This window comes from Synechococcus sp. SYN20 (assembly GCF_014279555.1).
Classification (GTDB): domain Bacteria; phylum Cyanobacteriota; class Cyanobacteriia; order PCC-6307; family Cyanobiaceae; genus Synechococcus_C.
In genome coordinates, this window is the sequence record NZ_CP047959.1 from 1,598,321 (window position 1) to 1,618,969 (window position 20,649).

The 20,649-nt window shown below is 52.5% G+C and carries 28 protein-coding genes; 14 read left to right on the forward strand and 14 right to left on the reverse strand.

What is annotated here, in order from left to right:
- Window positions 1–25: 25 nt before the first annotated feature.
- Genes psb28 through SynSYN20_RS08315 form a run of 3 tightly spaced genes read left to right on the forward strand, consistent with a single transcriptional unit; the run spans window position 26 to window position 2,552 of the window.
- Window positions 26–412, forward strand: a complete 387-nt coding sequence (psb28, locus tag SynSYN20_RS08305) for a photosystem II reaction center protein Psb28 (protein WP_186522920.1) — start codon at window positions 26–28, stop codon at window positions 410–412.
- Window positions 409–1,488 (forward strand): AI-2E family transporter, encoded by a 1,080-nt coding sequence (locus tag SynSYN20_RS08310; protein WP_186522922.1) that lies wholly within the window; start codon window positions 409–411, stop codon window positions 1,486–1,488. The genes psb28 and SynSYN20_RS08310 overlap by 4 nt, the downstream gene beginning before the upstream one ends.
- Complete coding sequence (locus SynSYN20_RS08315) at window positions 1,485–2,552, forward strand: AI-2E family transporter (protein WP_186522924.1); 1,068 nt, start codon at window positions 1,485–1,487, stop codon at window positions 2,550–2,552. Before SynSYN20_RS08310 ends, SynSYN20_RS08315 begins: the two co-directional genes overlap by 4 nt.
- On the opposite strand, the gene SynSYN20_RS08320 is transcribed toward SynSYN20_RS08315, so the two are convergent.
- The 8 genes from SynSYN20_RS08320 to rsmA all read right to left on the reverse strand — a co-directional run bounded on the left by SynSYN20_RS08320 (window position 2,484) and on the right by rsmA (window position 8,989).
- Window positions 2,484–2,966, reverse strand: coding sequence for a flavin reductase family protein (locus SynSYN20_RS08320; RefSeq protein ID WP_186522926.1), 483 nt, complete (start codon window positions 2,964–2,966; stop codon window positions 2,484–2,486). The two genes, SynSYN20_RS08315 and SynSYN20_RS08320, sit on opposite strands and share 69 nt — an antisense overlap.
- Window positions 2,967–2,998: 32 nt before the next feature.
- Window positions 2,999–3,229, reverse strand: coding sequence for a hypothetical protein (locus SynSYN20_RS08325; RefSeq protein ID WP_370586661.1), 231 nt, complete (start codon window positions 3,227–3,229; stop codon window positions 2,999–3,001).
- Window positions 3,222–4,223, reverse strand: a complete 1,002-nt coding sequence (gene secF, locus SynSYN20_RS08330; protein WP_186522928.1) for a protein translocase subunit SecF — start codon at window positions 4,221–4,223, stop codon at window positions 3,222–3,224. The genes SynSYN20_RS08325 and secF overlap by 8 nt, the downstream gene beginning before the upstream one ends.
- Before the next feature lie 3 nt (window positions 4,224–4,226).
- The gene (gene secD / locus SynSYN20_RS08335; protein WP_186522929.1) at window positions 4,227–5,717 is read right to left on the reverse strand and encodes a protein translocase subunit SecD; all 1,491 of its coding nucleotides are present in this window, start codon (window positions 5,715–5,717) and stop codon (window positions 4,227–4,229) included.
- Window positions 5,718–5,720: 3 nt separating this feature from the next.
- Window positions 5,721–6,704 (reverse strand): pyruvate dehydrogenase complex E1 component subunit beta, encoded by a 984-nt coding sequence (locus SynSYN20_RS08340; protein WP_186522930.1) that lies wholly within the window; start codon window positions 6,702–6,704, stop codon window positions 5,721–5,723.
- Between the two features lie 200 nt (window positions 6,705–6,904).
- Window positions 6,905–7,222, reverse strand: a complete 318-nt coding sequence (locus tag SynSYN20_RS08345; RefSeq protein ID WP_186522931.1) for a DUF3082 domain-containing protein — start codon at window positions 7,220–7,222, stop codon at window positions 6,905–6,907.
- Entirely contained in the window at window positions 7,219–8,151 is a 933-nt protein-coding gene (ispE, locus tag SynSYN20_RS08350; RefSeq protein WP_186522932.1) for a 4-(cytidine 5'-diphospho)-2-C-methyl-D-erythritol kinase, read from the reverse strand. The genes SynSYN20_RS08345 and ispE overlap by 4 nt, the downstream gene beginning before the upstream one ends.
- Before the next feature lie 4 nt (window positions 8,152–8,155).
- Window positions 8,156–8,989, reverse strand: coding sequence for a 16S rRNA (adenine(1518)-N(6)/adenine(1519)-N(6))-dimethyltransferase RsmA (gene rsmA / locus SynSYN20_RS08355; RefSeq protein WP_186522933.1), 834 nt, complete (start codon window positions 8,987–8,989; stop codon window positions 8,156–8,158).
- Between the two features lie 23 nt (window positions 8,990–9,012).
- Between rsmA and SynSYN20_RS08360 the strand changes: the two genes are divergently transcribed.
- Window positions 9,013–9,666, forward strand: a complete 654-nt coding sequence (locus tag SynSYN20_RS08360; protein WP_255476214.1) for a uridine kinase — start codon at window positions 9,013–9,015, stop codon at window positions 9,664–9,666.
- Here the strand turns inward: SynSYN20_RS08360 and SynSYN20_RS08365 are convergent, their stop codons facing one another.
- Window positions 9,667–10,104, reverse strand: coding sequence for a YraN family protein (locus SynSYN20_RS08365; RefSeq protein ID WP_255476215.1), 438 nt, complete (start codon window positions 10,102–10,104; stop codon window positions 9,667–9,669).
- A 51-nt stretch (window positions 10,105–10,155) separates the two neighbouring features.
- Between SynSYN20_RS08365 and SynSYN20_RS08370 the strand changes: the two genes are divergently transcribed.
- From SynSYN20_RS08370 to SynSYN20_RS08390, 5 genes are all read left to right on the forward strand, one after another.
- Window positions 10,156–10,761, forward strand: a complete 606-nt coding sequence (locus SynSYN20_RS08370; protein ID WP_186522934.1) for an ATP-binding protein — start codon at window positions 10,156–10,158, stop codon at window positions 10,759–10,761.
- 62 nt (window positions 10,762–10,823) lie between these two features.
- Window positions 10,824–11,276, forward strand: a complete 453-nt coding sequence (locus SynSYN20_RS08375; RefSeq protein WP_255476216.1) for a pentapeptide repeat-containing protein — start codon at window positions 10,824–10,826, stop codon at window positions 11,274–11,276.
- Complete coding sequence (locus SynSYN20_RS08380; protein ID WP_186522938.1) at window positions 11,273–11,698, forward strand: hypothetical protein; 426 nt, start codon at window positions 11,273–11,275, stop codon at window positions 11,696–11,698. The genes SynSYN20_RS08375 and SynSYN20_RS08380 overlap by 4 nt, the downstream gene beginning before the upstream one ends.
- A gap of 33 nt (window positions 11,699–11,731) precedes the next feature.
- Window positions 11,732–12,166, forward strand: a complete 435-nt coding sequence (locus SynSYN20_RS08385) for a 23S rRNA (pseudouridine(1915)-N(3))-methyltransferase RlmH (RefSeq protein WP_186522940.1) — start codon at window positions 11,732–11,734, stop codon at window positions 12,164–12,166.
- A 42-nt stretch (window positions 12,167–12,208) separates the two neighbouring features.
- A complete protein-coding gene (locus SynSYN20_RS08390) occupies window positions 12,209–12,892 on the forward strand; it encodes an SGNH/GDSL hydrolase family protein (RefSeq protein ID WP_186522942.1) in 684 nt (227 codons plus the stop codon).
- 20 nt (window positions 12,893–12,912) lie between these two features.
- Here the strand turns inward: SynSYN20_RS08390 and SynSYN20_RS08395 are convergent, their stop codons facing one another.
- On the reverse strand, window positions 12,913–13,494 hold the full coding sequence (locus SynSYN20_RS08395) for a hypothetical protein (RefSeq protein ID WP_370586663.1): 582 nt from the start codon (window positions 13,492–13,494) through the stop codon (window positions 12,913–12,915).
- A 90-nt stretch (window positions 13,495–13,584) separates the two neighbouring features.
- Here SynSYN20_RS08395 and SynSYN20_RS08400 point away from each other — a divergent pair, with 90 nt between their 5' ends.
- The 3 genes from SynSYN20_RS08400 to SynSYN20_RS08410 all read left to right on the forward strand — a co-directional run bounded on the left by SynSYN20_RS08400 (window position 13,585) and on the right by SynSYN20_RS08410 (window position 16,335).
- The gene (locus SynSYN20_RS08400; protein ID WP_186522944.1) at window positions 13,585–14,340 is read left to right on the forward strand and encodes a GAF domain-containing protein; all 756 of its coding nucleotides are present in this window, start codon (window positions 13,585–13,587) and stop codon (window positions 14,338–14,340) included.
- 260 nt (window positions 14,341–14,600) lie between these two features.
- Window positions 14,601–15,044, forward strand: a complete 444-nt coding sequence (locus SynSYN20_RS08405; RefSeq protein WP_186522946.1) for a LexA family transcriptional regulator — start codon at window positions 14,601–14,603, stop codon at window positions 15,042–15,044.
- A gap of 16 nt (window positions 15,045–15,060) precedes the next feature.
- Entirely contained in the window at window positions 15,061–16,335 is a 1,275-nt protein-coding gene (locus SynSYN20_RS08410; protein ID WP_186522948.1) for a Y-family DNA polymerase, read from the forward strand.
- 121 nt (window positions 16,336–16,456) lie between these two features.
- Here the strand turns inward: SynSYN20_RS08410 and SynSYN20_RS08415 are convergent, their stop codons facing one another.
- The gene (locus tag SynSYN20_RS08415) at window positions 16,457–17,476 is read right to left on the reverse strand and encodes an NAD(P)/FAD-dependent oxidoreductase (RefSeq protein ID WP_255476217.1); all 1,020 of its coding nucleotides are present in this window, start codon (window positions 17,474–17,476) and stop codon (window positions 16,457–16,459) included.
- A gap of 251 nt (window positions 17,477–17,727) precedes the next feature.
- Between SynSYN20_RS08415 and SynSYN20_RS08420 the strand changes: the two genes are divergently transcribed.
- Window positions 17,728–18,690, forward strand: coding sequence for an AEC family transporter (locus tag SynSYN20_RS08420; protein ID WP_186522950.1), 963 nt, complete (start codon window positions 17,728–17,730; stop codon window positions 18,688–18,690).
- Between the two features lie 26 nt (window positions 18,691–18,716).
- Here SynSYN20_RS08420 and SynSYN20_RS08425 read toward each other — a convergent pair whose 3' ends face one another.
- Both SynSYN20_RS08425 and SynSYN20_RS08430 read right to left on the reverse strand, forming a co-directional pair.
- Window positions 18,717–19,016: a hypothetical protein gene (locus SynSYN20_RS08425; protein ID WP_186522952.1), complete on the reverse strand. Its 300-nt coding sequence runs from the start codon at window positions 19,014–19,016 to the stop codon at window positions 18,717–18,719.
- Window positions 19,016–19,273 (reverse strand): hypothetical protein, encoded by a 258-nt coding sequence (locus SynSYN20_RS08430; protein ID WP_186525538.1) that lies wholly within the window; start codon window positions 19,271–19,273, stop codon window positions 19,016–19,018. Before SynSYN20_RS08430 ends, SynSYN20_RS08425 begins: the two co-directional genes overlap by 1 nt.
- Before the next feature lie 32 nt (window positions 19,274–19,305).
- Between SynSYN20_RS08430 and SynSYN20_RS08435 the strand changes: the two genes are divergently transcribed.
- Window positions 19,306–20,304, forward strand: a complete 999-nt coding sequence (locus tag SynSYN20_RS08435) for a hypothetical protein (RefSeq protein ID WP_186522954.1) — start codon at window positions 19,306–19,308, stop codon at window positions 20,302–20,304.
- 93 nt (window positions 20,305–20,397) lie between these two features.
- Here the strand turns inward: SynSYN20_RS08435 and SynSYN20_RS08440 are convergent, their stop codons facing one another.
- On the reverse strand, window positions 20,398–20,595 hold the full coding sequence (locus SynSYN20_RS08440) for a hypothetical protein (protein ID WP_186522956.1): 198 nt from the start codon (window positions 20,593–20,595) through the stop codon (window positions 20,398–20,400).
- Window positions 20,596–20,649: the final 54 nt, after the last annotated feature.

Below are 20,649 nucleotides of genomic sequence, written 5' to 3' on the forward strand. Positions count from 1 at the left end.
CCGCTTAGGTACTGGAGCAGCATTCATGGCAGACGGAAGCAAGGCAGTAATCCAGTTCCTTCGTGGTGTGGATGAGCCCGTCGTTCCTGATATCCGCGTGACACGCAGTCGTGACGGACGTACAGGACAAGCGATCTTCGTCTTTGAACAACCCGAGGCCCTGGCTCCCGAAGTCATGGAAGCGATCACAGGCATGTTCATGCTCGACGAAGAGGGCACGCTCGTCACGCGAGAGGTCAATGGCAAGTTTGTGAACGGCAAAGCAAGCGCCTTGGAAGCCACCTACACCTGGAAGAGTGAGCAGGATTTTGAGCGTTTCATGCGCTTTGCTCAGAGATATGCCGATTCCTCTGGTCTTGGTTATTCCCAGGATTCAGGCGAAGCTGCAGAGAGTGACAACGCAAACGGGTGAAGCTTCAACACTGGCTAGGACTTTGCGCCGTTCTGGCAACAGGTCTGCTGCTTTGGAGTCTGCGTGAAGTCCTAATCCACTTATTCGCGGCCATTGTTTTGGCAATGGCGCTGTGCACCCTTGTTGGAGCCCTGCGTCAATACTGGAATATTCCCAGGCCTCTGGCTCTTTTGGCCTGTGTTTTCGGTCTCGTGGTGATGGTTGCGGTTGGCTTAACCGTGATCGTGCCGCCCTTTACGAGCCAGTTTCAACAATTAATTCTTCAGCTGCCATCAGCGGCAAAAGCCCTGAAAGAACTGCTTTTGCAGGCTTTTTCATCGGTTAGCTCAATGGTTTACGGCAGTGGGAGTTCTAGTAATTGGAGCGAACTACTTTTTCCCAAAGGTTTGGCGGATAGTCCAGGCGGGCCTGCGATTGCCTCAAGCGTGACTGGAGGATTTCTCAGCCTTCTTGGCTTGGCAGGCAATGTTGGCAGTGGTCTGCTGCAGCTTCTCTTCGTCGTTGCCGTCACCTTGATGGTGGCGGTCCAGCCCCATTCGTACAAGAACGTTGGCATTCAGATGTTGCCGTCCTTCTATCGAAGACGAGCTCGCGTCATCCTCAACATGTGCGGCGATGCCCTCAGCAGCTGGATGATCGGCGTGTTGATCAGTTCGGTTTGCGTCGCTGTTTTGGCGGGCATCGGGCTTTCACTCTTGGGAGTAAAGCTGGTGATGGCCAATGCATTGCTTGCGGGATTGCTCAACGTGATTCCCAATGTGGGGCCCACGCTGAGCACGGTCTTTCCGATGTCTGTGGCTCTCCTCGATGCTCCTTGGAAGGCATTGGCTGTCTTGGGGCTTTACATCGTGATTCAAAACCTTGAGAGCTACGTCATCACGCCTTCGGTGATGCAGCGCCAGGTCAATTTGCTTCCAGGGCTCACCCTTGCTGCTCAATTTGTATTCACCGTTCTGTTCGGTCCGCTTGGCTTGTTGCTCGCTCTGCCCTTGGCGGTTGTCTTGCAGGTGCTCATCCGCGAAGTCGTCGTTCACGATCTTCTTGACCCCTGGAAGAGGCAGAAACTGGCCTCATGAACGCACGCACCCTGCTGATTGCCCTCACATCCATTCTGCTCACCCTGCTGCTCTGGCAGCTGCGCTGGGTGCTGCTGATTCTGTTCGGAGCCATCGTATTGGCCGTAACCCTCGACGTTCCGATTCAGAAGTTGATGCAACGCTTCAGGCTCAAACGGCACGTTGCGCTGTTGCTGGTTCTGGTGATTCTGTTCCTTGGTGGAACCTTGGTGGTTCAACTTCTCCTGCCTGAACTGCTGGGTCAATTCGAACAACTCACTGCGCTATTGCCCAATTTGATCGACAAAATCAAGTCGATCATCGCCACCCAACCAAGCCTGGCAGACCTCAACATCAGTCCCTCTGAATCACTGAGCTGGACAGGGATTCAGCCCGTTGGGGCACAGCTACTTGGTTATGCCGGTGGTGCCGCCAACGGCTTGATTCAAGTGCTCCTAATGAGTCTGCTGGCGATTCTGCTCGCGCTAGATCCTAATTCTCATCGGCAGATGCTGATCGCCGTGAGTCCACGCCCTGCACGGGGTCAGGTCACGGAATTGCTGGATCGCTGCCGTGAAGCTCTCGGTGGATGGCTTGCCGGCATGACCATTTCAGCGACCGCAGTGTTTGTCCTCACCTGGACAGGGCTCGCCCTTCTTGGTGTGCCTTTGGCCCTGCTCAGCGGCTTGGTGTGTGGCTTGCTCACCTTTGTCCCCACGATTGGGCCTACAGCCGCAACTCTTTTGCCAATGGGGATTGCCCTGCTGATCTCCCCAACCCTGATGGTGCAGGTGTTGGTCATGCGACTTGCACTGCAAAACCTAGAAGCTTTTGTCGTAACGCCTGTTCTGCTGAGTCGGACGGTGAATCTCTTGCCAACGGTGGCGCTGACCGCCCAGCTCAGCCTGGGAGCCCTGCTCGGGCTGCCAGGCGTACTGCTTGCGTTACCGCTGGTCGTGGTGCTTCAAGTGATCATGCAGCAAGTTGTGATCAGGCAGATCATGGATCGCTGGGAGTTATCCCCCGTATTGCCATCCCGTGCTGCTGAGCTCGAGGGCAGCAGCATCACGGTGGAGAACCGCTGATTTCACTTGGCCAAGAAACACGGTGTGATCACCATGGGCAAGTTCCCCCACGAGCTCGCACTCCACTGCACCCAGAGCATCCTTCAGGATCGGTAAACCCAGCTCGCCCGTTGTAAAAGGTGCGGCATCAAAGCGTCCGCCAACCGCTTGCTGGGGCTTGAAAAACACAGCAGCTAAATCCTTCTGATCGGCTGCCAACACGTTGAGGGAGAAGCGGCGCGTGCGTTGAATCATGCCGTTGCTGGTGCTATCAGCACGAACAGCCATCACCACGAGGGGTGGATCGAACGATCCCTGAGTCACCCAACTAGCGGTGAACCCGTTGACTTGATCCCCTTCTGCAACCCCACAGATGAACAAGCCATGGGGAATTTTTCTAAGAAGGGTTTTCTTGGCGTCGAGATCGAGCGACATCATGCATTCGAGGCGGACATCCAACTTAGGAGTCAGGGCTCAGACCGACGCACAGGTCCGTAGTGACGCCACATGGAGGGAAGAAGAAGGATGACCACCACTGCAAGGAGATGGTGCCGAATCGCAAAATTCAGGCTGGTCAGAGTGATGTGATCCACCAGAAGCTGAAGCTCCACCCGTAAATCCAACAGAGCAAGAACGCCCAACAGCATGGGAACCCAGCGTTGGGATGGAGAGCTGGGTGTGACGGCCAAATCACGCACCTGCCGTGCGTTGCCTTGGCCAGATACTGAGAAGGGAAGGGGCCAGAGCAATGCTCGACCAGCTGCCCACAATCACGCCAATCGCAAGCGCCACTGCAAACCAAAACAAGGTGGACCCACCAAACAGAATCAGACCCAAAAGGGGTAACAAGGTGGTTCCACTGGTGTAGATCGTGCGGGTGAGCGTCGCGGAAACGGCACGATCCACCTGAGCATCCAGAGGTAGGTCACCGTCTTCCCGTTGTCGTTCGCGGATGCGATCAAACACCACCACGGTGTCATTCACGGAGTAGCCGGCGATGGTGAGGAGTGAAACGGCAAACAAACTGTCGACTTCCAAACCGCTGATCAGTCCAAGCCAGGCGAAGACTCCACAAACGATCAACACGTCATGGCCTAAGGCCACGAGGGCAAGAACGGCATAACGACCGTCGTAACGAATGCTGATGTAAAGAGCGATGCCGGCAAACGCCACCAGCAACGAGATCATGCTGCTGCGCAGCAACTGACCACCAAGACTGGGTCCAATCGTGTCAACCGATTGGCCACCCACTTCAAAGGGACCAGCGATGGGCTCAACAGCCTCGATCACGGCCTGCCCCTGTGAGGCGGTTAAAGCGGGCATGCGCAAGACCACCGATTCACCCCGGTCGAGCAACTGCACCCGAGCCGAAGCGAGATTAGGCAGGGTGTTGGCGTCTTGATCACGACCTTCAGCAGGCAACGTGAGGCTTCCAAGCGTCTGCTGGATATCGATGGCCCTGATGTCTTGGCAATTGTCTTTGCACAAGCGCTCGAGCTGGATTTTGGTTCCACCTGTGAAATCGAGTCCAGGCCTTAAGGGGGAACGAATCTGAGGATTCGTCCAGCTCAGCACCAAACCCAGCGCGCTGAGCGACAGCACAATCACGGAGATCAACCAAACCTTGCGCCGTTGTCGACTCAGAGGAAAACGCAAAGGGCGTTCTTGACCAGTTGGGGAGGACACAGCCATGGCTCAAACAGCGGAGGAAGGCAGCTGCCTTGCGGGCAGAAAATTGGTTGGACGGCGCAACGATTGGTAGCTCATCAAGAAGCGCAAGAGCGTGCGCGTGCAGGTCAGTGCCGTGAACAGGCTGAGCAGAACACCGATTCCAAGCGTTGCTGCAAAACCTTTCACCAGGCCCGTCCCGAGGAAAAAGAGCGCAGCGCAACTAATCAGCGTGGTGATGTGACCATCAACGATCGAGGAGAAAGCTTGAGAGAAGCCTGTTTCGATCGATCGGATCAAGGTGTTGCCTCGACGTAATTCGTCTTTGATGCGCTCAAAGATCAACACGTTGGCATCCACTGCCATACCAATACTGAGGATGAATCCGGCCGTTCCAGGCAATGTAAGGGTCACTCCGATCAGCTCATAGGCCGCCAGGTTGAACAGGGCGTAAAGACTGAGTGCCAGCACAGCCACGACACCTGCCAGTCGATAAACGAGCAGCATGAAAATGGCGACCAACACCAAACCCGCAAGTGCGGCGATCAGGCTGCGACGCACATTTTCAGCGCCAAGACTGGGTCCAATCGTGCGCACCTCAAGGATTTCTACCGGCAAAGGGAGGGAACCTCCGCGAATTTTGACTTCTAGGTCGCGAGCCTCTTCTGCGGTGAAGTTTCCAGTGATGACAGCGGAACCTCCTGTAATGCCAGCGGCTTTGAACTGCTCACCCACTCCCGCTTCGCTAATTGAGGACCCATCAAGCACGATTCCCAGCAGACGCCCGGTGCCTGCGATTGAGCGGGTGAGCTCTGCAAATTTGTCACCACCCTCTCGATTGAAGGTGAGCGTCACTTCCCAGCTGCTGCCGTTTTGCTGCTGTTGACGCCCAGCAGTGACGAGATCCTTACCGGTGAGTCCCGCCGGCTCAAACCGATCCACAATTTCTTCGTTGGCACGAGCCAGGAGTTGTTCCAGCTGCTCTTGTTCAGAATCAGCAGTTCCTTCAAGACCCAACTCTTTTTGGGCCTTGGCTAACTGCTCAGGGGAGGGGCCATCGTTTTGATCGCCTGAATCAGAGTTGTCTTTGCTTTTGTTCAACTCCAGCACGCTTTCCAATTGAGCTCTTAGCTGCATCAATCCACGCAATTCCTCATCAGTGCCAGGTTTCTGCGCTCTGAACTCAAGCAACGCTGTACTTCCAAGAACTTCAGCTGCTCTGGTGGGATCAGTTTCTCCGGGAAGTTGTAAAACCAATTGATTGTCTCCAACGGTTTGGAGAGTCGACTCGGCCACACCCAAGCCGTTGACGCGGCGATCCAGCACGGCCTTCACGGCTTCCAGCTGCTCAGGTTTCACTTTGGTGATTTCACCGGAGGGCTGCACTTCCAAAGTGAGTTGACTCCCACCACGGAGATCTAAGCCAAGCTCTAGAGGAAAACCGGGGCTGATAAGGACAGATCCGGCAGCGATGGCCAGAGCGAGGATGAGGGCGAACCACCCTTGTTGACGGGCCATGAATCAGAGCCCCTTGCGCACGATGGCCTGGGCCGTTTCCACGATTTGATGGGGCTGAATAATCGTCAGATTTTCAAGATTGCCGTTGTACGGCGTGGGAATGTCCTGGCTGGACAAGCGAATCGGCCGGGCATCGAGATCGTCGAAGCAGTGCTCCGTGATCAGGGCAATCAATTCAGCACCGATTCCGCCTGTTTTCATGCACTCCTCCACCACGATCACGCGATGGGTCTTCCGGATCGATTTGGCAATTGTTGCCATATCGAACGGCTTAAGACTGATCAAATCGATCAACTCAACACTGATGCCATCCGCTTCCAGCTGCTCCACCGCTTTCAAGCAATGGTGCCGCATGCGTGAGTAAGTCAAGATCGTGACGTCGCTGCCCTCTTGCACAAGATCGGCTTGATCTAAAGCGCAGATGTAATCACCATTTGGCAATTCTTCTGTGAGGTTGTAGAGCAACACGTGCTCAAAGAAGAGCACAGGGTTGTTGTCGCGGATCGCAGCCTTCATCAGCCCCTTGGCATTGGTAGGCGTGCTGCAAGCCACAATTTTGATGCCAGGAACGGCATGGAAATAGGCCTCAAGGCGCTGACTATGTTCTGCTCCCAGCTGACGGCCCACACCGCCTGGTCCACGCACCACTGTGGGAATCGTGAAATTGCCGCCACTTGTGTATCGCAGCATCCCCATGTTGTTGGAGATCTGATTGAAAGCCAAAAGCAGGAAGCCCATGTTCATGCCTTCCACGATTGGCCTCAGGCCTGTCATGGCTGCACCAACAGCCATACCCGTGAAACTGTTTTCAGCAATTGGCGTGTCGAGCACACGCAACTCACCGTATTTCTCGTAGAGGTCCTTTGTGACCTTGTAAGAGCCGCCGTATTGACCGACGTCTTCACCCATCACGCAAACGTGGGGGTCCCGGGCCATCTCCTCGTCGATGGCCTCACGAAGTGCGTTGAAGAGAAGAGTCCCTGCCACGGCTTTTCTGCAATCCCGGCCAAGCCGGCGTGAGTGGCCAAGCTATCTCAGCAACGAAAAAATCAGCCCCCTGCCGCAAACGTCGTGAGCAGGAGCACCGAGAGAAGCAACCCCGGAGAAAGCAGCAGGATCAGCTGACCAAGATCGTGGGGAGTCATTACCATTAACTGCCATTAGCAGTTCAGGACAGTGATCTGAGGCTAGACAGCATCGGCTTCTTTGCCTGTAAAAAGACTGCGAAGAAACACCAAAAACAATCCAACACCAATAAAAGCAAAGCTGAATGTGGCCAGGAAACACATGCCGGTAAACAGCGTCTTTAGCGCTGAGGTAATGCTTTGAGCGATGGCAGAACTGGACGTTGATGGATGCTTTGCGAAATAGGCCACCATCCCCTTACTCAGACCCAGGCTGAGCCAGCTCAACATCAAGCTTGTCAACGAGCCCGAAAGGAAACTGATTGGCCCCTTCTTGCGTTCTGAAGGCGCCTCTGGCGTTTGGCTGTCATTGCTGGTCATGGCATCAGCTTGGCGCCATGAGCCACGAATGAACAACTCCATGCCTCCAAACCGGCCTCAACGAAGGAATCACGCGCTGCATTCAGAGCCTGATCAGCATCCAAGCGATTTGGGAATAGGGCGAAGCAGCTAGGGCCGGAACCACTCATCGCTGTTCTCAGTTGGCCGGGAAGATTTTGGAGCAAACGCAGGGACGTTTGCACTGAGGCTGTTTGAGGTGCCACAACATCCTGCAAATCATTACGAAGCGGCGGTGGCTCAGCCGCTCGCAGGGGGTTCAACCAAGACGCTGCACGCAGATCCTGCCGACGTTGTGCAAAAGCCTGTTCACCACGCAAATAGTGGTCGCCCTTGAGACGACGACACTCGCCATAGGCCCAGGGCGTCGAAACGCTGACAGTGGGATCCTTCACCAGCACTACACCTAAAGGCTGCGCTGCAGCCGGGATGGATTCCAAACATTCGCCTCGACCGAAGCAGAGCTGAATCCCACCGGCAAGACAAAACGGCATATCGGAGCCAAGTTCAGCGGCCATGGCTCGTAAAGAGTCCTCGGTGTGTCCGAGCCCCCAGAGCGTATTAAGCGCCAGCAAAGCTGCAGCACCATCACTCGAACCGCCGGCAAGACCAGCGCCAATGGGGATCCGTTTGCGCAGATGAAGATGAGCACCAAGCTCATTGAAACCAGACCGCTGCCGGAGCAGTTCGGCGGCACGCATCACCAGATTGTCGCTGCCGCAACTGAGTCTAGGCTGATCACAGCTCAGTTTTATCAATCCATCAGCGCTGTTGGAACACTCCAGCTGATCCGCGAGGTCGATGCTTTGCATCACCATCGCCAATTCATGGAACCCATCCGAGCGCTGACCAAGCACCTCAAGATGGAGATTGATTTTGGCGGGAGCGGTGACGCGAACGGTGGCGGTCATCCGATCAAGCAGCAGAGTCGAACTGATTCAAACCCTTCGCAAGGGCAACCCAGGCTTCTGGTGACACGTCCTGGGGTCGTTGCTGAAGGCTGATGCCGGCCTCTTCTGCCAACGATTGCAAGTGGTCTGGGGAACACACCGGGGCCAGGGTATTGCGCAGCATTTTGCGGCGGCTCAAGAAGGCCATTTTCAGCAGCCGTTCCACCCCCCTGGCCAAAGCAGCAGTAGGACGCAGTTCAAGTGGGAAGGGATCGATGCAAATCACCTCCGACTGCACTTTGGGGGGTGGCTGAAAGCAGCGTGGTGGCACAGGGCAAACATGGCTGCACCGTCCCAAGAGCTGCATGCGCACACTCAAGGCACTGAAATTGCTGTGCCCAGGCCGAGCCCGAATGCGCTGAGCAACCTCATGCTGAACGAGTAATACCAGTCGTTGATACGAGGGATCGACGGGACGATCGAGACGACCGATCAAACGATCTAGCAGGGGCCCGGTGATGTTGTAAGGGATATTGGCCACAACTTTGTCGGCAGGCACCCCATCGGATAGTTCCAAGGGAACGGACAACACATCTCCCTCACGCAAAGAGAACTTTGGATGGCGTCCAAAGGTCTGCTGAAGCCCAGCGACGAGGTCACGGTCAAGCTCCACCGCATGGATCGCAGCTGCCGCTGAGGCCAGGAGACGATCGGTCAGAGCCCCGCGACCGGGACCCACCTCAAGGACGCGATCCCCGTCTCCTAGTTCGGCGGCCTCAACGATTCGATCCAGCACTCGCTCATTGATCAGCCAGTGCTGGCCAAAACGCTTGCGGGCCGTGTGCCCTGAAAAAGTCATGACATTCACAGCGTTGCTTCACTGTGCCCTATGCAGGATTGATCGACTGGGGCGACGGCGTGATGGCAAAGGTTCCTGTGGTTTGCATCACTGGCCCTTCCGCGGTTGGGAAAACCAGCTTCACCTTGGCCCTGGCACAAGCACTGGGCGCTATTGGGCTTGAAGTGCTTGTGATCTGCTGCGATGACTACTACAGGCACCACTGGCGCCCTCACCCACGCTTTGGATTCGACACAGCGGCAGCCATCGACATCGACGCGTTGCGCACTGATCTGGATGAGGTCAAGCATCACGCTGCAAGTAGCTTGCGCACCTATGACATGGGCACGCGTGATGTAGCGCGCAAACCGCTGAACCGGAGCTACCAGCTTGTCTTGCTCGAGGGAGCCTATGGACCGCAAGAGCTGCTCGACGATGGCTCGATCACAGCACTGTTTTATCTCGAAGCACCCTTGCTGCTGCGCATGATTCGACGGCTACGACGAGATCAACAAGAGCGCGGTCGTCATCCAATTCAGATCATCCAACACATGCTGATGCACATGATTCCTGGTGAATGGAGTTTTATCCGCCCACTGCGGTCGGTCTCGGGGCTTGTCATCACCAACCCACGCCAGGGACAAGTGGCTGCGATTGCGCGCATCCAGGCCCTGATCACTGAATCATCAGCAAGGTGATCACCGACTCATGTGATCGAGCCCGTCGATGCGGATCCAACGCACGCAATGTCTGTGCACTGGAAGTGCGACGAGAGCCAGCACAACTTCGAAATAGCAGGTCTCACTCCAGGGGTTGGCGGATTGCCAGCAAGACACACTGCTGGCAATCCGCCTCCGTTTGGCTTGATGAAATGCAGCGAGACCCCAGCCATCCAACCCTGAACGGCGACGCGCCTTCACCTCAACAACCAAAATTCGATTGTTCAGGAAAGACTGTTTCAACAAAAGCAGATCAATTTCTCCATACCGACAGCTCCAGTTCTGCTCCAGCAAGCGCCATCCATGACTCAGCAAGATTTCTTTCGCATAGTGCTCTGCTTGAGCTCCTTGCAGTTGAGAGTGAGGCAACAAGGTATGGCAGTACAACGTGCTCTCAACCATTCCCCCGCTCAGCACGATTAAAGGACGGCGCTTGGGGGCTATAACTCTTCAAAGCTAAATCTTCGTATGCGCATTGCTATTAGTGGCACACATTCACAAGGGAAAAGCACATTCGTGCACGACTGGATTAAGCGCCATCATCACTACATTCGCGAAGAAGAACCTTTTCGAGCGTTACATGATGAGGGTTACGACATTCGCTTTCGCCAAGAAAGCACAAGACTACATAACGGGATCCAGATGTACTACAACATCAGCAGATTGATGCACTACCAGCAACCAAGTGATTGCATTATTTTTGACCGCTGCCCAATTGATTATATCGCCTATTCGCAATACACAGCCAATCACAAAACCACCGACATTGATGATCAATTTGTTGAGTCGTTAGCTGCAAGAGTTCGCGATTCTCTTCACAACCTTGACCTGCTGATTTTTTTACCAATAACAAGCGAATGGCCAGTAGCAATGGAAAACGATGGAATTCGCCCGATTGATCTTTCCTATCGCGATGAAGTTGATGCCATCTTTAAACAAATTTATAGGGAGCAACGGTTCTCTGTCATGCCAATCAACAACCCCCCAGCCTTCATTGAGCTTTGGGGCTCAAGAGAAGATCGCCTGAACAGCTTGGAACAGGCGATTCAATGCGAAAAGAACAAACGGATCTAAAAGTCCTAGGCTGAACTACAGATATCTCACTCCCGATGCGATTGCGCTTATTGCCTGCGCTGATGGTTCTTTGGGTCACGTTGGCTTTGCCGATGCAACCGGCATTTGCAGCGATGGATTATGCCAAGCAGGTGTTGATCGGAGCCGATTTTTCAAATCGGGAAATGCAAGGTGTGACCTTTAATCTCACCAATCTTCGAGAAGCTGATCTCTCGGGGAGTGATCTGCAGGGTGCCAGCCTTTATGGCGCCAAACTTCAAGACGCCAATCTGAGCGACACCAATCTCCGTGATGCAACGCTTGATTCAGCGGTCTTTGATGGCACCAACCTCACCAATGCAGTGCTGGAGGATGCGTTTGCTTTCAACACTCGCTTCATCAACGTGTCAGTTGAAGGCGCTGATTTCACCAACGTGCCTCTGCGAGCGGATGCACTCAAGGTGCTGTGCGCCAACGCCGAAGGGGTGAACCCCGTAACCGGTCGAGACACGCGCGAAACCCTGGGCTGCTCATGAGCTTTGACCCCCGCAGTTTGGAGCGCCTCAAGGAGTTGGGCCGCTCCTTGCCTGAGCCGATCGCGCCTCCCCAACAACCCACTGATCGCCCCTTGAAGGCGACCGAAAAGCGCCATCGCATTGAAACCGAAGACAATCCAGAACGCCTGTTTCAAGAGCTGATGAAAGCGAGCAGTGATGGCACTGTTCCCGAGCATTTGATGGCACGGCTCAAGGATGCTGAGCGCCACATTGCGACTCAGAACAAAATGAAGGCAAACGCGCAGACGCTGCCGTCATCGCAGACTCTCTCCAGACAACCGCTGCGCGGCGGCCAAGGAAAAACCACCCGTCCCACTCGCCCGAATGTGGCGGCTGGCAGCGAAGAAGAATCGCTTTACGTTGCGTTTGGCCAGCTTCTTTTAGAAGATGACGAAGACTGAGTCCGACTCCTGCATGCATTTGGATCTCCAAGGATGAATCCATCTCGCTGCCGCATTATCGCCATCGGGAAAGTTCGAAAGACCTGGGTTCAGGAAGGAATCGAGCTCTATCGCAAACGCCTTCCTGGACTCACAATCGTTGAGTTGCGGGATGGAAATCCTGAGAAAGAAGCTGAATTGATTCGTCAAACGCTGCGAAGCGATGAATGGCCAGTGATGTTGATGGAACAGGGTGAAACCCTGACGTCGATCAGCTTTTCTGAGCGGCTCCGCAGCCTTGGATCGCAACGACTGGCCTTCGTGATTGGTGGTGCTGATGGATTAACAGCCGAGCTGAAGACCCTGGCCCATTGGAAACTCAGCCTCTCACCGATGACATTCCCCCATGAGCTTGCAAGACTTCTCTTAATTGAACAATTGTTCAGAGCCCAAGCCATCCAGCAAGGGAGTCCCTATCACCGTGCCTAAGCAAGAGACACCATTGTTGGCCTACTGCTAAACCAAATCATCATGGAGCCAAAAAGTATTTTGTGTTTTGGAGACTCCAACACTTGGGGAATGGCTCCTGATGGAAGTGGGCGCCTGCCATTTGAAACACGCTGGCCCAATCGCCTCCAACAGATTCTGAATCAGCGGAATCCCAATCATCAGCCATGGGTTGTCTTTGAACAAGGCTTGAATTCCAGAACTTGGGTGATGGATGATCCTCTTGGAGCCGTTAATTATGGTGGCGACTACAGCTGCAATGGCAGGAAAGATTTACCCGTGATTTTGCATAGCTGCAAACCCCTTAACGTTGTTATTCTTGCACTTGGATGCAACGATTGCAAAAGCCATCTACATCTTTCTCCAGAAGAAATTACATCAGGAGCAAAAATTCTGATCCACGATGTGCGCATGTCCTATCAATGTGGACCACGCCATTCTAATCAACCCCCCACGATTATTTTAGTCCCTCCTGGAGTGATTCAAACCACACCACAATCTCTTGATTGGGGCTTTAAAGGTGCCCATGAAAAGTCTCGATTGCTTCCCTCTCTTTATTGCAATCTTGCTGAACAAGAGTCGGTGTTCTTTTTTGATATACAAGCTGTTGCGGAAACCTCTCCCCTCGATGGCGTTCACTTCGACGCCGATCAGCAGGACTCCATTGCGTCTGGATTAGCAGATCTGATTCAAGCGGTTCCATCCTGAAACCGTTTTCAACGGCCCGTTCAGCCTTCCGCCTGTGACGCCGACACCTCAAGTGCGGTGAATGCAATGGGCTCAAATTTGGCCACGCTCACACTCCAACAGCGTGAGGTGATCGCCAACAGTCCTCGCCGAAAGGCTGGGCTATCCCCAGTGGTGAGCCAGGCCGCTTTAAGCAGGGGCAAATCCTCCGGCAAATGCTCCATGCCTAATTCAGCCAGCAGCAAACTTCCTGGCGCCGCTTCGCGTTGCACAGGTCCCTGATCGCTGCGTTGCCAAACGCGAAGCAGGAGTTCAAAAGCCAGCTCACTCGCCAGCTGTGCAGGAACCCCCCGCTCATCTTGCGTGACATCCTTCGGCAGGGAGCGACCGCCAAGAGGCATGGCTCGTTTCCCATTCTGTGTAAACAGGGCAATGGCGAGGAGGTAGGGAGAGTCGGCCATCAGCAGCAGCTGCAGAGGCAGCCATCTTGATCGATTCGGGATCCAAGCTTCGACGATGCTTCTGCAAAGACCATCAGGCATCACCTTCAACAGAGAGCAAGAACTGACAGGCGCACCTAATGAACACTCGTCCAATCCACCACCAAAAAGCCGAAGCGACAAGAAACTTAAACAATTTCAAATGAACTTTTATGCCCCTTTTTGCGAACCCTACAATTTGCGTTCAACCTTTTAAAAAGCACAAGTTTTCACTTGAAAAAGCCAGATATCCCCATAAATGAATCAGAAAGGCTAAAAGCACTTAGCGAATATAGAATTCTTGGCACAAAGCCTGAAGAAAATTATGATGATATAACAAAAATAGCTTCTCTTACATGTGGCACGCCAATTGCTCTCTTAAGCTTAGTTGGTTCAGATCGGCAATGGTTTAAGGCCAAAGTTGGTATTGACGCTCAAGAAACTGTGCGCGATTGGTCATTCTGCGCCCATGCGATTCACTCCTCTGAGCCTTTAATCGTTGAAGACGCATTACAAGACGAACGATTCTTCGATAACCCCTTAGTCAAAGGAGAACCGAAGATCAGACTCTATGCAGGTTTCCCTTTACAGAATGAAGAAAATCACAGAATTGGGACGCTCTGTGTTATTGATCGAGAGCCGCATGGGCTTACAGACGTACAGCTCAGTGTCATGCAATCCTTATCCAGGCAAGCAGTTGCTTTCTTGGAAATAAGAAAAAGATCCATTAAACTGATTGAATCTTATTGCTCACTTGTAGACGATGGAAACATTATTTCAACCTGTTCTTACTGCAGAAAAGCGAAAGACACCGACGGGCATTGGCTGCATCTAGATCGATATCTATCTAAGCGAACTAATCTTAATTTTAGTCATGGAATTTGTGATTTATGCATTGAAGAGCACTTCCCTGATGTTCTTGAAGTCTGGCAGTCAGAAGAAAAGCAGAAGCTTGAGTGCAAGCCAACCAACCGTAAGATTGTGCTCTAAAAGTTGTCGCTGAAGTAGCGCGTACTTCCTCCTTCAAGCTGCATAGAGAATAAAAGCCCCCCTTGCGTTGAGGTTCGTGCCTATGGGTTTGGCTTGGCCTCTTTTCGGATTGAATCGCGAATGCTTCTCGGTAAGCGGCGACGATTCGCCTGCTTGGAGCCAAGGACGACCTGCTCCCAGCCCTGACAGCGCATGCCGGAAAGCGACAGGAAAGCGATTAGAACACTTGTACTATGAGCTGAGTGTGAACGTGCGCTTCCGTGAGAGTGGATCGGATCTCGCTTCAGCCACCCCAGCCTCTGCGGCTCCAGCGTCAAAGGCTCAGCCTTCCTCTAGCAAGTGACCAGGTTGCCGCAGGGTTCCCCTCCCCTGCTGACGACTACATCGACGTGGGGATCGATCTCAATGAACAACTGATTCGCCATCCAAGCAGCACCTTTTTTCTGCGTGTGAGCGGCGACTCCATGACTGGCGCGGGCATTCACCATGGCGATCTCCTACTCGTCGATCGCAGCCTCGATCCTCGCCCTGGCCGAGTGGTGGTAGCCGTCCTGGATGGGGCCTTCACTCTCAAACGCCTCGCTCGCTATCGCGGCCATCTACGTCTGGAAGCGGCCAACCCTGACTATCCCCATTTAGATCTCCATCGTTGCGGAGATGTGCAGATCTGGGGCGTCGCCATTCACGTCATCCATCCGCTCTAGAGCTCAGGTCGTCGCGATGAACCAGGTCACGGCTCTCATTGATGCCAACAATTTTTATGCCTCATGCGAGCAGAGCCTGGATCCGGCCCTGATCGGCAGGCCAGTGGTGGTGCTCTCAAATAATGATGGCTGCATCGTGGCCCGTAGCGCTGAAGCACGAGCTCTTGGCATCGCCATGGGCACTCCCTATTTCAAGGCGAAACGAGATCTGGAACAGAACCATGTTGTGATTCGCAGCTCGAATTACGCGCTCTACGCCGACATGAGTCAGCGGCTGATGAGTTTGTTGGAAAGCCAGGTTGAGGATCTGGAGATTTACTCCATCGATGAGGCTTTTGCCCGGCTCAGCCGCCCATCGGACGGAAATCTGCGTCCATGGGCCCAGCAGTTGCGAACCTTGGCTCGACGCAACCTCGGATTACCCATTGCCATTGGTCTCGGAGCCAGCAAAGGACAGGCCAAGCTCGCCAACCGCCTCGCGAAAGTGGTGCCGGCCCACGCTGGACTCTTTGATCTTGGATTGTGTCGCGATCCCGATCGCTGGCTGGAAACAATTTCGATTGAAGACGTCTGGGGCATCGGCCGCAAACTCGCTGTCTGGTGCCGAATGCGGGGAGTGGTGAACGCACGGGAGCTGCGTGATATGCCCAGCGGATGCCTGCGCGCAAAGGCCGGTGTGGTGGGAGTTCGACTCCAAAGAGAACTGCAAGGTCATGCCTGCCTACCGCTTGATCTCCAACCCTCTGCGAAGCAGGAAACCTGCGTAAGCCGCAGTTTCAGTCATCCGATCACCAGCCTGGGAGAGCTCCGTGAAGCGATAGCGACCTATGTGGTGCGAGCAGCTGAGAAGCTGCGAAAACAGCATCAACGCACAGCGGCTCTCACCATTTATACGCGCACCAGCCCATTCATTCCAGGCTTTTACAGCCGAGCTGCCAGCACCAGCCTTGATCTACCCAGCAACGACACACGCGTGTTGTTGGACGCTGCATTACCCCTAGTGGAACGAATTTTCCAACCGCACCGACCGCTGGCAAAGGCAGGTGTTCTGATGCAACACCTGCAGGGAATCGATCAACTTCAACAGCATCTATGGGTGCCCTGCACAGAGGAAGAGCAACGGAAACGGGAGAGCTTGATGGCAACAGTCGATCGCCTCAATCACCGCTACGGGCGAGGTACGGTGCAATGGGCTGCCTGCGGTCTGGATCCGAGCTGGGCCATGCGACGCGAACGGCTGGGTCGGGCAGCCACAACTCGCCTGAGCGACGTGCCTGTGGTGCAGGCATAAGAAACGATGGAATTGTTCAATGACCAGTCACCATGTCAGTCATGATCTGATTCCATTTCTTCTCTGGCATATTCCTAAACATCCAATCGCGAACCCAGCCTTTGAGATCACCACAAGTGGATCAATCAAGGCCACGTCGTGATTCCTTAATCACCGAATCCGCTGCATGCTTACGCACCGCCTGGAAATCTTGAAAGATGGCAGGAATAGACCGACCAGAACCAATTAAATCGGCAAGGAATGAGGCATCAGCAATCGCTGAACAGGCTCCCATTCCGGCATACGGACTAGTGGCATGGGCAGCATCACCAATCATCAAGACGCGATCACGGTACCAAGGAGACAAGGCCAAAAGATCTCCGGCCTGAGTAGGCACCATTTGATCTTCATCAGTACATTCCAAACAGGACTTGATCATCTCTGGAAGAGGCTTCATACGATTGAAAATCTGATCTTTTTTTGATTCAACTGCACTAGGAATATAATTTTTAAAAGCAACATACCAGCGTGTTTCACCATGCCCAAGATCAGCAACTCCTGCTTTCACACCCGGCTGCCAAAACTCCATTTGAGTGTTTAATGGCAACAAGGGAGGACGTTGATTGATCACTGAGATCCAACCACCAGAGCCAAGCATTCTGAGCTGAACACCTGGATGAATAAACATCCTAACAACACTATTAGATCCATCACAGGCAATCAAAATATCGCCTTGATCTGAGCTACCATCAGCAAAAGTTACTATCGCTTTCTCCTCAAGACTAGAGACAGAAATACATTCACTACCAAGAATTAAATCATCACCGACCATTCTAGATAGCAATTCAGAAAGTCGATATCGATTGATTTCATAACTATTTGCTCCATGCAATCGCGACACTGAGCCGATTGGCATCTCACAAACAAATCTTCCCTTTCGACCATGGATTTGGAATGATTCGAGGGGCGCACCTACCTCATCAACAGGAATGCCCAAGTCCTGCAAGATTTTGATCGCATAACTCCAAATCAGAAATCCTGTTTGCTGATTTTGGTAATGATCATACTTTTCATGAACAACAACAGGGATTCCGAGTTTCTTAAGGGACAAGGCAAGCGTTAGACCAGCAATCCCACCACCAATAATCAACACCTTCTTCATCATTCAATACCAAAAGAAAAGATGAACCCAGCAGACGAAAGTCGGCTAATCTGAATAATCAAGATTATTTTACAAGCAAAATTATTCAAGATCAACACCAGCAAAAACAACTTAATGCTACCAGCAGCAGCTTCAGCTATCACAATTAAGCATCTGGGCTTACATCCGTTAAAGCAAATATAGATTATGGCAACAGAAAATTGACAGTGCCACTTTTTACGCCTTAAGTAAAGGATCAGAAATAGGCAAAAATGCCAGGATCAATCCTTAAGGCAATCTTTCCAGTCATTGCATACTTATGCATTGGCTACATCGCAAAACGAACCAAAAAATTCGACCCGAGCAATAGCGGAATCTTAATTGGCTACGTCTTAAACATCTCAATTCCTTGCATGATTGTCCTTGACATGACAAGGCAGGACATGTTCAAAGACCTTTCAAAGTATGCTGAATTCTTCGGCGGTTATCTATTAGTATCCGCCATTGTATTCACCATAGCCTATTCATATGCACGGATCGTTAAGCGCCAAAATCTATTGATTGGATCTTACTTTTCCGCTGCCGCTTCCTATTCAAATACCTGCATGATTGCACTGCCAATCCTTGCCATAATGCTTCCAGTTGGCGGTGCAACGTATGGCGTGATTGGAGTAATAGTTTTGATCATTGGATTGCAAACAACATCTATCATCTACGAATACACCTCAGAAGAAAACGCAAAACTAGATGTACGAAAAATACTCATTTCAATCGGCAAAGCCATGAAAGCGAATTACTTCATTGCCATGGTGTTGGGCTTAATTCTTTCTTTCCTAGGTTTCCAATTTCCGAGCGTCTTAAGTACGAGCTTGAACGCAGTGGGCATGACAACAGCACCAGTCGCACTCTTTGCCATTGGAGCTCAGTTGAATTTCACACTTTTCAAAAATCACATTCGCATCGTGAGTGAATGCACATTTTTCAAATTATTCCTGATGCCAGCGCTTGCTTGGTTTATTTGTGACCTCGTGAAGTTACCACCAGCACCTTCGGTTGCCGTGATTCTATGCAGCGCAGTACCTACAGCAAAATGCCAATATGCCGTAGCCCGATCACACGATGTCTATGTTGAAGAAACTGAGTCCATTGTAGCCGGAACAACAATTCTTTCCATGGTCACACTGGCGGTTGTCATTGCCATGCTTGCCAAGGAATACCCAACATTAGTGACCTAAGTTTGCACCAAGCAATAGACATGAATTCACAACGTATCTTGCAAGAGCTGCACTTCTAATTCACGTCGACTGAGCAATAAAACCATGCGATATCCGTGGCTATTAAGACCTGTTTGTTCTCGCACAAGATCTGTATGAGCGAGAGCCAGGCCACAGGTTTCAACGAACAAAACGGGAAGACTGCCGGCATTCCCACTCATGCCTTGAAGATCCAAAGCCTGACGCACTGCTTGCTGTGCTTTCTCAGATCCCAATCGTTCCACAAAAGCGGGCCAGAGGTGGTTCACTGGCGTGTAGGTCGAGAAGTCAATCGTGGAATCAGCCATCAAACAGGCAACTGCTCAATCGCAACTGCAATCATCTGAGGAGTCACCGTAATCACTTCAAGGGCATCTTGATTATCAAGATAGGAATCAAAGGAGGCGAAACGCTCAATACGAGGATTAGCCCCCTCAACAGCACAGGCCTCGATCCAATCATTATTCTCAGGCTTCACAACCACGAAGGCCTGAAGGGCTTCATCGAGATCGCCGCCATCGCCGATGCCTTCTCCATGCCAGATTGCTTCAAAAAATTCAGACATCTCTGAGGAAAGCTGTTCAGCCATTATCAGCGATGCAAGATCTCCAGGACTATTGCAAGCCCTTCTCAAAGGCTGACGCCATCTGGCCCGCGCTTCCGCTTCCGCCAGACGCCATTGAACTGTGGTGGCGTCGTTGGCTGCTTGCCACAGCGAAGGACAACCAGTGGCAGGCCCTAAGGGCAGAGCTGCCACAACTTCTGGTGACCCCACAACCGTTGGCACGTCTCAGTGATCGCTATCAACGCTTGGTGCTTCGGGGTGAATCACCGCAGCCAAAGGACCTTGAGGTTGCTCCACGCTTGCGGGACCCGAAAGGGTTTTCCATCACCATCGCAAACCATCCGTGCGGAGCAAAGCCGGTTCTATCTGTTAGCGATCACGATGACTTTGTGCTGATCATGCGCTGCCTCGCCCATCGCTGTGAACCTATTCCAGTACAAGGAACAGTGCATGCACAAGCTGTTGCAGGCTTGATTCATTGGGGCTTGATCAGAGAGCTCGATGTGAAAGATCGCTGTCAGATCTTGATTCTGCATCGAGCCCCATACAGCAGTCTCTCAGCTTCAAGCATTCCTGGCAGCCCCAGTCTCGATCAATGGATCAAGCAGTCTCAGATCTGGCGACTGGAACATGAGCTAGCCCATATCGCTTGCCGCAAACTTGTAGGGGAAATGAGAATCAACCTTTTCGACGAGTTGCTCGCTGATGCCATTGGCATGAAAACTGCTCTTGGCCACTTTCAGGCAGAATTATTCAGGCAAGGCCTTGGACTGAATCTTGATGGCACAATCCAAGACGATGCCCGTGCTCATCTCTATGTTCAACAGTTAGATCCCAATGATCATGTTGCAGCCTGCCAAATGGTGCTGGCACGGGCAAACGAACTTGAACAAATGCTGAATACAAAGCAATTACCCTCTGACTCCATCAAGCTGCTGAAGTCCCTAACAAGGTCAACTCTTGATCAAGCACTTAAATCAAACGTTAAGACTCCCAATACATCAAGATTGTCAAACAAAAAACCCTGCTGAAAGCAGGACTTAAAAACCAAAATTGAGGTATGGGCCGAGAAAAAACTCAGGCTCAACTCCTATCACTTGGACCAGCATTTACTGATGGTCCTATCAGTTGGATTTCTTGTAAGCCTCCACAGCTCTAGCGATGCAGTTTTCATCGGATGCAGTTGCTTGACTATTTCCAGCAACCGCTTCGTTGCAATTCTCAGTAATTTCACTCATGACTGAGTCAGGCACCCCAGGAGCAGCTGTAACAGCAATGGGTGCGGCAAGGGCAACAACAAGTGTGGCGAGCGCAATTTTCATTGGTCTTGAAGAACACCCTCAAGGTCTAGCTCTAAAAAAATACTGCGGCATCAT

What these genes read in the sequence shown, in the direction of transcription:
- SynSYN20_RS08320 (WP_186522926.1), bottom strand. Translation starts at nt 2,966, where the DNA reads ATGTCGCTCGATCTCGACGCCAAGAAAACCCTTCTTAGAAAAATTCCC.
- SynSYN20_RS08375 (WP_255476216.1), top strand. Translation starts at nt 10,824, where the DNA reads ATGGTTCTTTGGGTCACGTTGGCTTTGCCGATGCAACCGGCATTTGCA.
- SynSYN20_RS08315 (WP_186522924.1), top strand. Translation starts at nt 1,485, where the DNA reads ATGAACGCACGCACCCTGCTGATTGCCCTCACATCCATTCTGCTCACC.
- SynSYN20_RS08425 (WP_186522952.1), bottom strand. Translation starts at nt 19,016, where the DNA reads ATGGCTGATTCCACGATTGACTTCTCGACCTACACGCCAGTGAACCAC.
- secF (WP_186522928.1), bottom strand. Translation starts at nt 4,223, where the DNA reads ATGGCTGTGTCCTCCCCAACTGGTCAAGAACGCCCTTTGCGTTTTCCT.
- SynSYN20_RS08440 (WP_186522956.1), bottom strand. Translation starts at nt 20,595, where the DNA reads ATGAAAATTGCGCTCGCCACACTTGTTGTTGCCCTTGCCGCACCCATT.
- SynSYN20_RS08380 (WP_186522938.1), top strand. Translation starts at nt 11,273, where the DNA reads ATGAGCTTTGACCCCCGCAGTTTGGAGCGCCTCAAGGAGTTGGGCCGC.
- SynSYN20_RS08385 (WP_186522940.1), top strand. Translation starts at nt 11,732, where the DNA reads ATGAATCCATCTCGCTGCCGCATTATCGCCATCGGGAAAGTTCGAAAG.
- secD (WP_186522929.1), bottom strand. Translation starts at nt 5,717, where the DNA reads ATGGCCCGTCAACAAGGGTGGTTCGCCCTCATCCTCGCTCTGGCCATC.
- rsmA (WP_186522933.1), bottom strand. Translation starts at nt 8,989, where the DNA reads ATGACTTTTTCAGGGCACACGGCCCGCAAGCGTTTTGGCCAGCACTGG.
- SynSYN20_RS08430 (WP_186525538.1), bottom strand. Translation starts at nt 19,273, where the DNA reads ATGTCTGAATTTTTTGAAGCAATCTGGCATGGAGAAGGCATCGGCGAT.
- SynSYN20_RS08390 (WP_186522942.1), top strand. Translation starts at nt 12,209, where the DNA reads ATGGAGCCAAAAAGTATTTTGTGTTTTGGAGACTCCAACACTTGGGGA.
- SynSYN20_RS08415 (WP_255476217.1), bottom strand. Translation starts at nt 17,476, where the DNA reads ATGAAGAAGGTGTTGATTATTGGTGGTGGGATTGCTGGTCTAACGCTT.
- psb28 (WP_186522920.1), top strand. Translation starts at nt 26, where the DNA reads ATGGCAGACGGAAGCAAGGCAGTAATCCAGTTCCTTCGTGGTGTGGAT.
- SynSYN20_RS08420 (WP_186522950.1), top strand. Translation starts at nt 17,728, where the DNA reads ATGCCAGGATCAATCCTTAAGGCAATCTTTCCAGTCATTGCATACTTA.
- SynSYN20_RS08410 (WP_186522948.1), top strand. Translation starts at nt 15,061, where the DNA reads ATGAACCAGGTCACGGCTCTCATTGATGCCAACAATTTTTATGCCTCA.
- ispE (WP_186522932.1), bottom strand. Translation starts at nt 8,151, where the DNA reads ATGACCGCCACCGTTCGCGTCACCGCTCCCGCCAAAATCAATCTCCAT.
- SynSYN20_RS08370 (WP_186522934.1), top strand. Translation starts at nt 10,156, where the DNA reads ATGCGCATTGCTATTAGTGGCACACATTCACAAGGGAAAAGCACATTC.
- SynSYN20_RS08345 (WP_186522931.1), bottom strand. Translation starts at nt 7,222, where the DNA reads ATGACCAGCAATGACAGCCAAACGCCAGAGGCGCCTTCAGAACGCAAG.
- SynSYN20_RS08435 (WP_186522954.1), top strand. Translation starts at nt 19,306, where the DNA reads ATGCAAGATCTCCAGGACTATTGCAAGCCCTTCTCAAAGGCTGACGCC.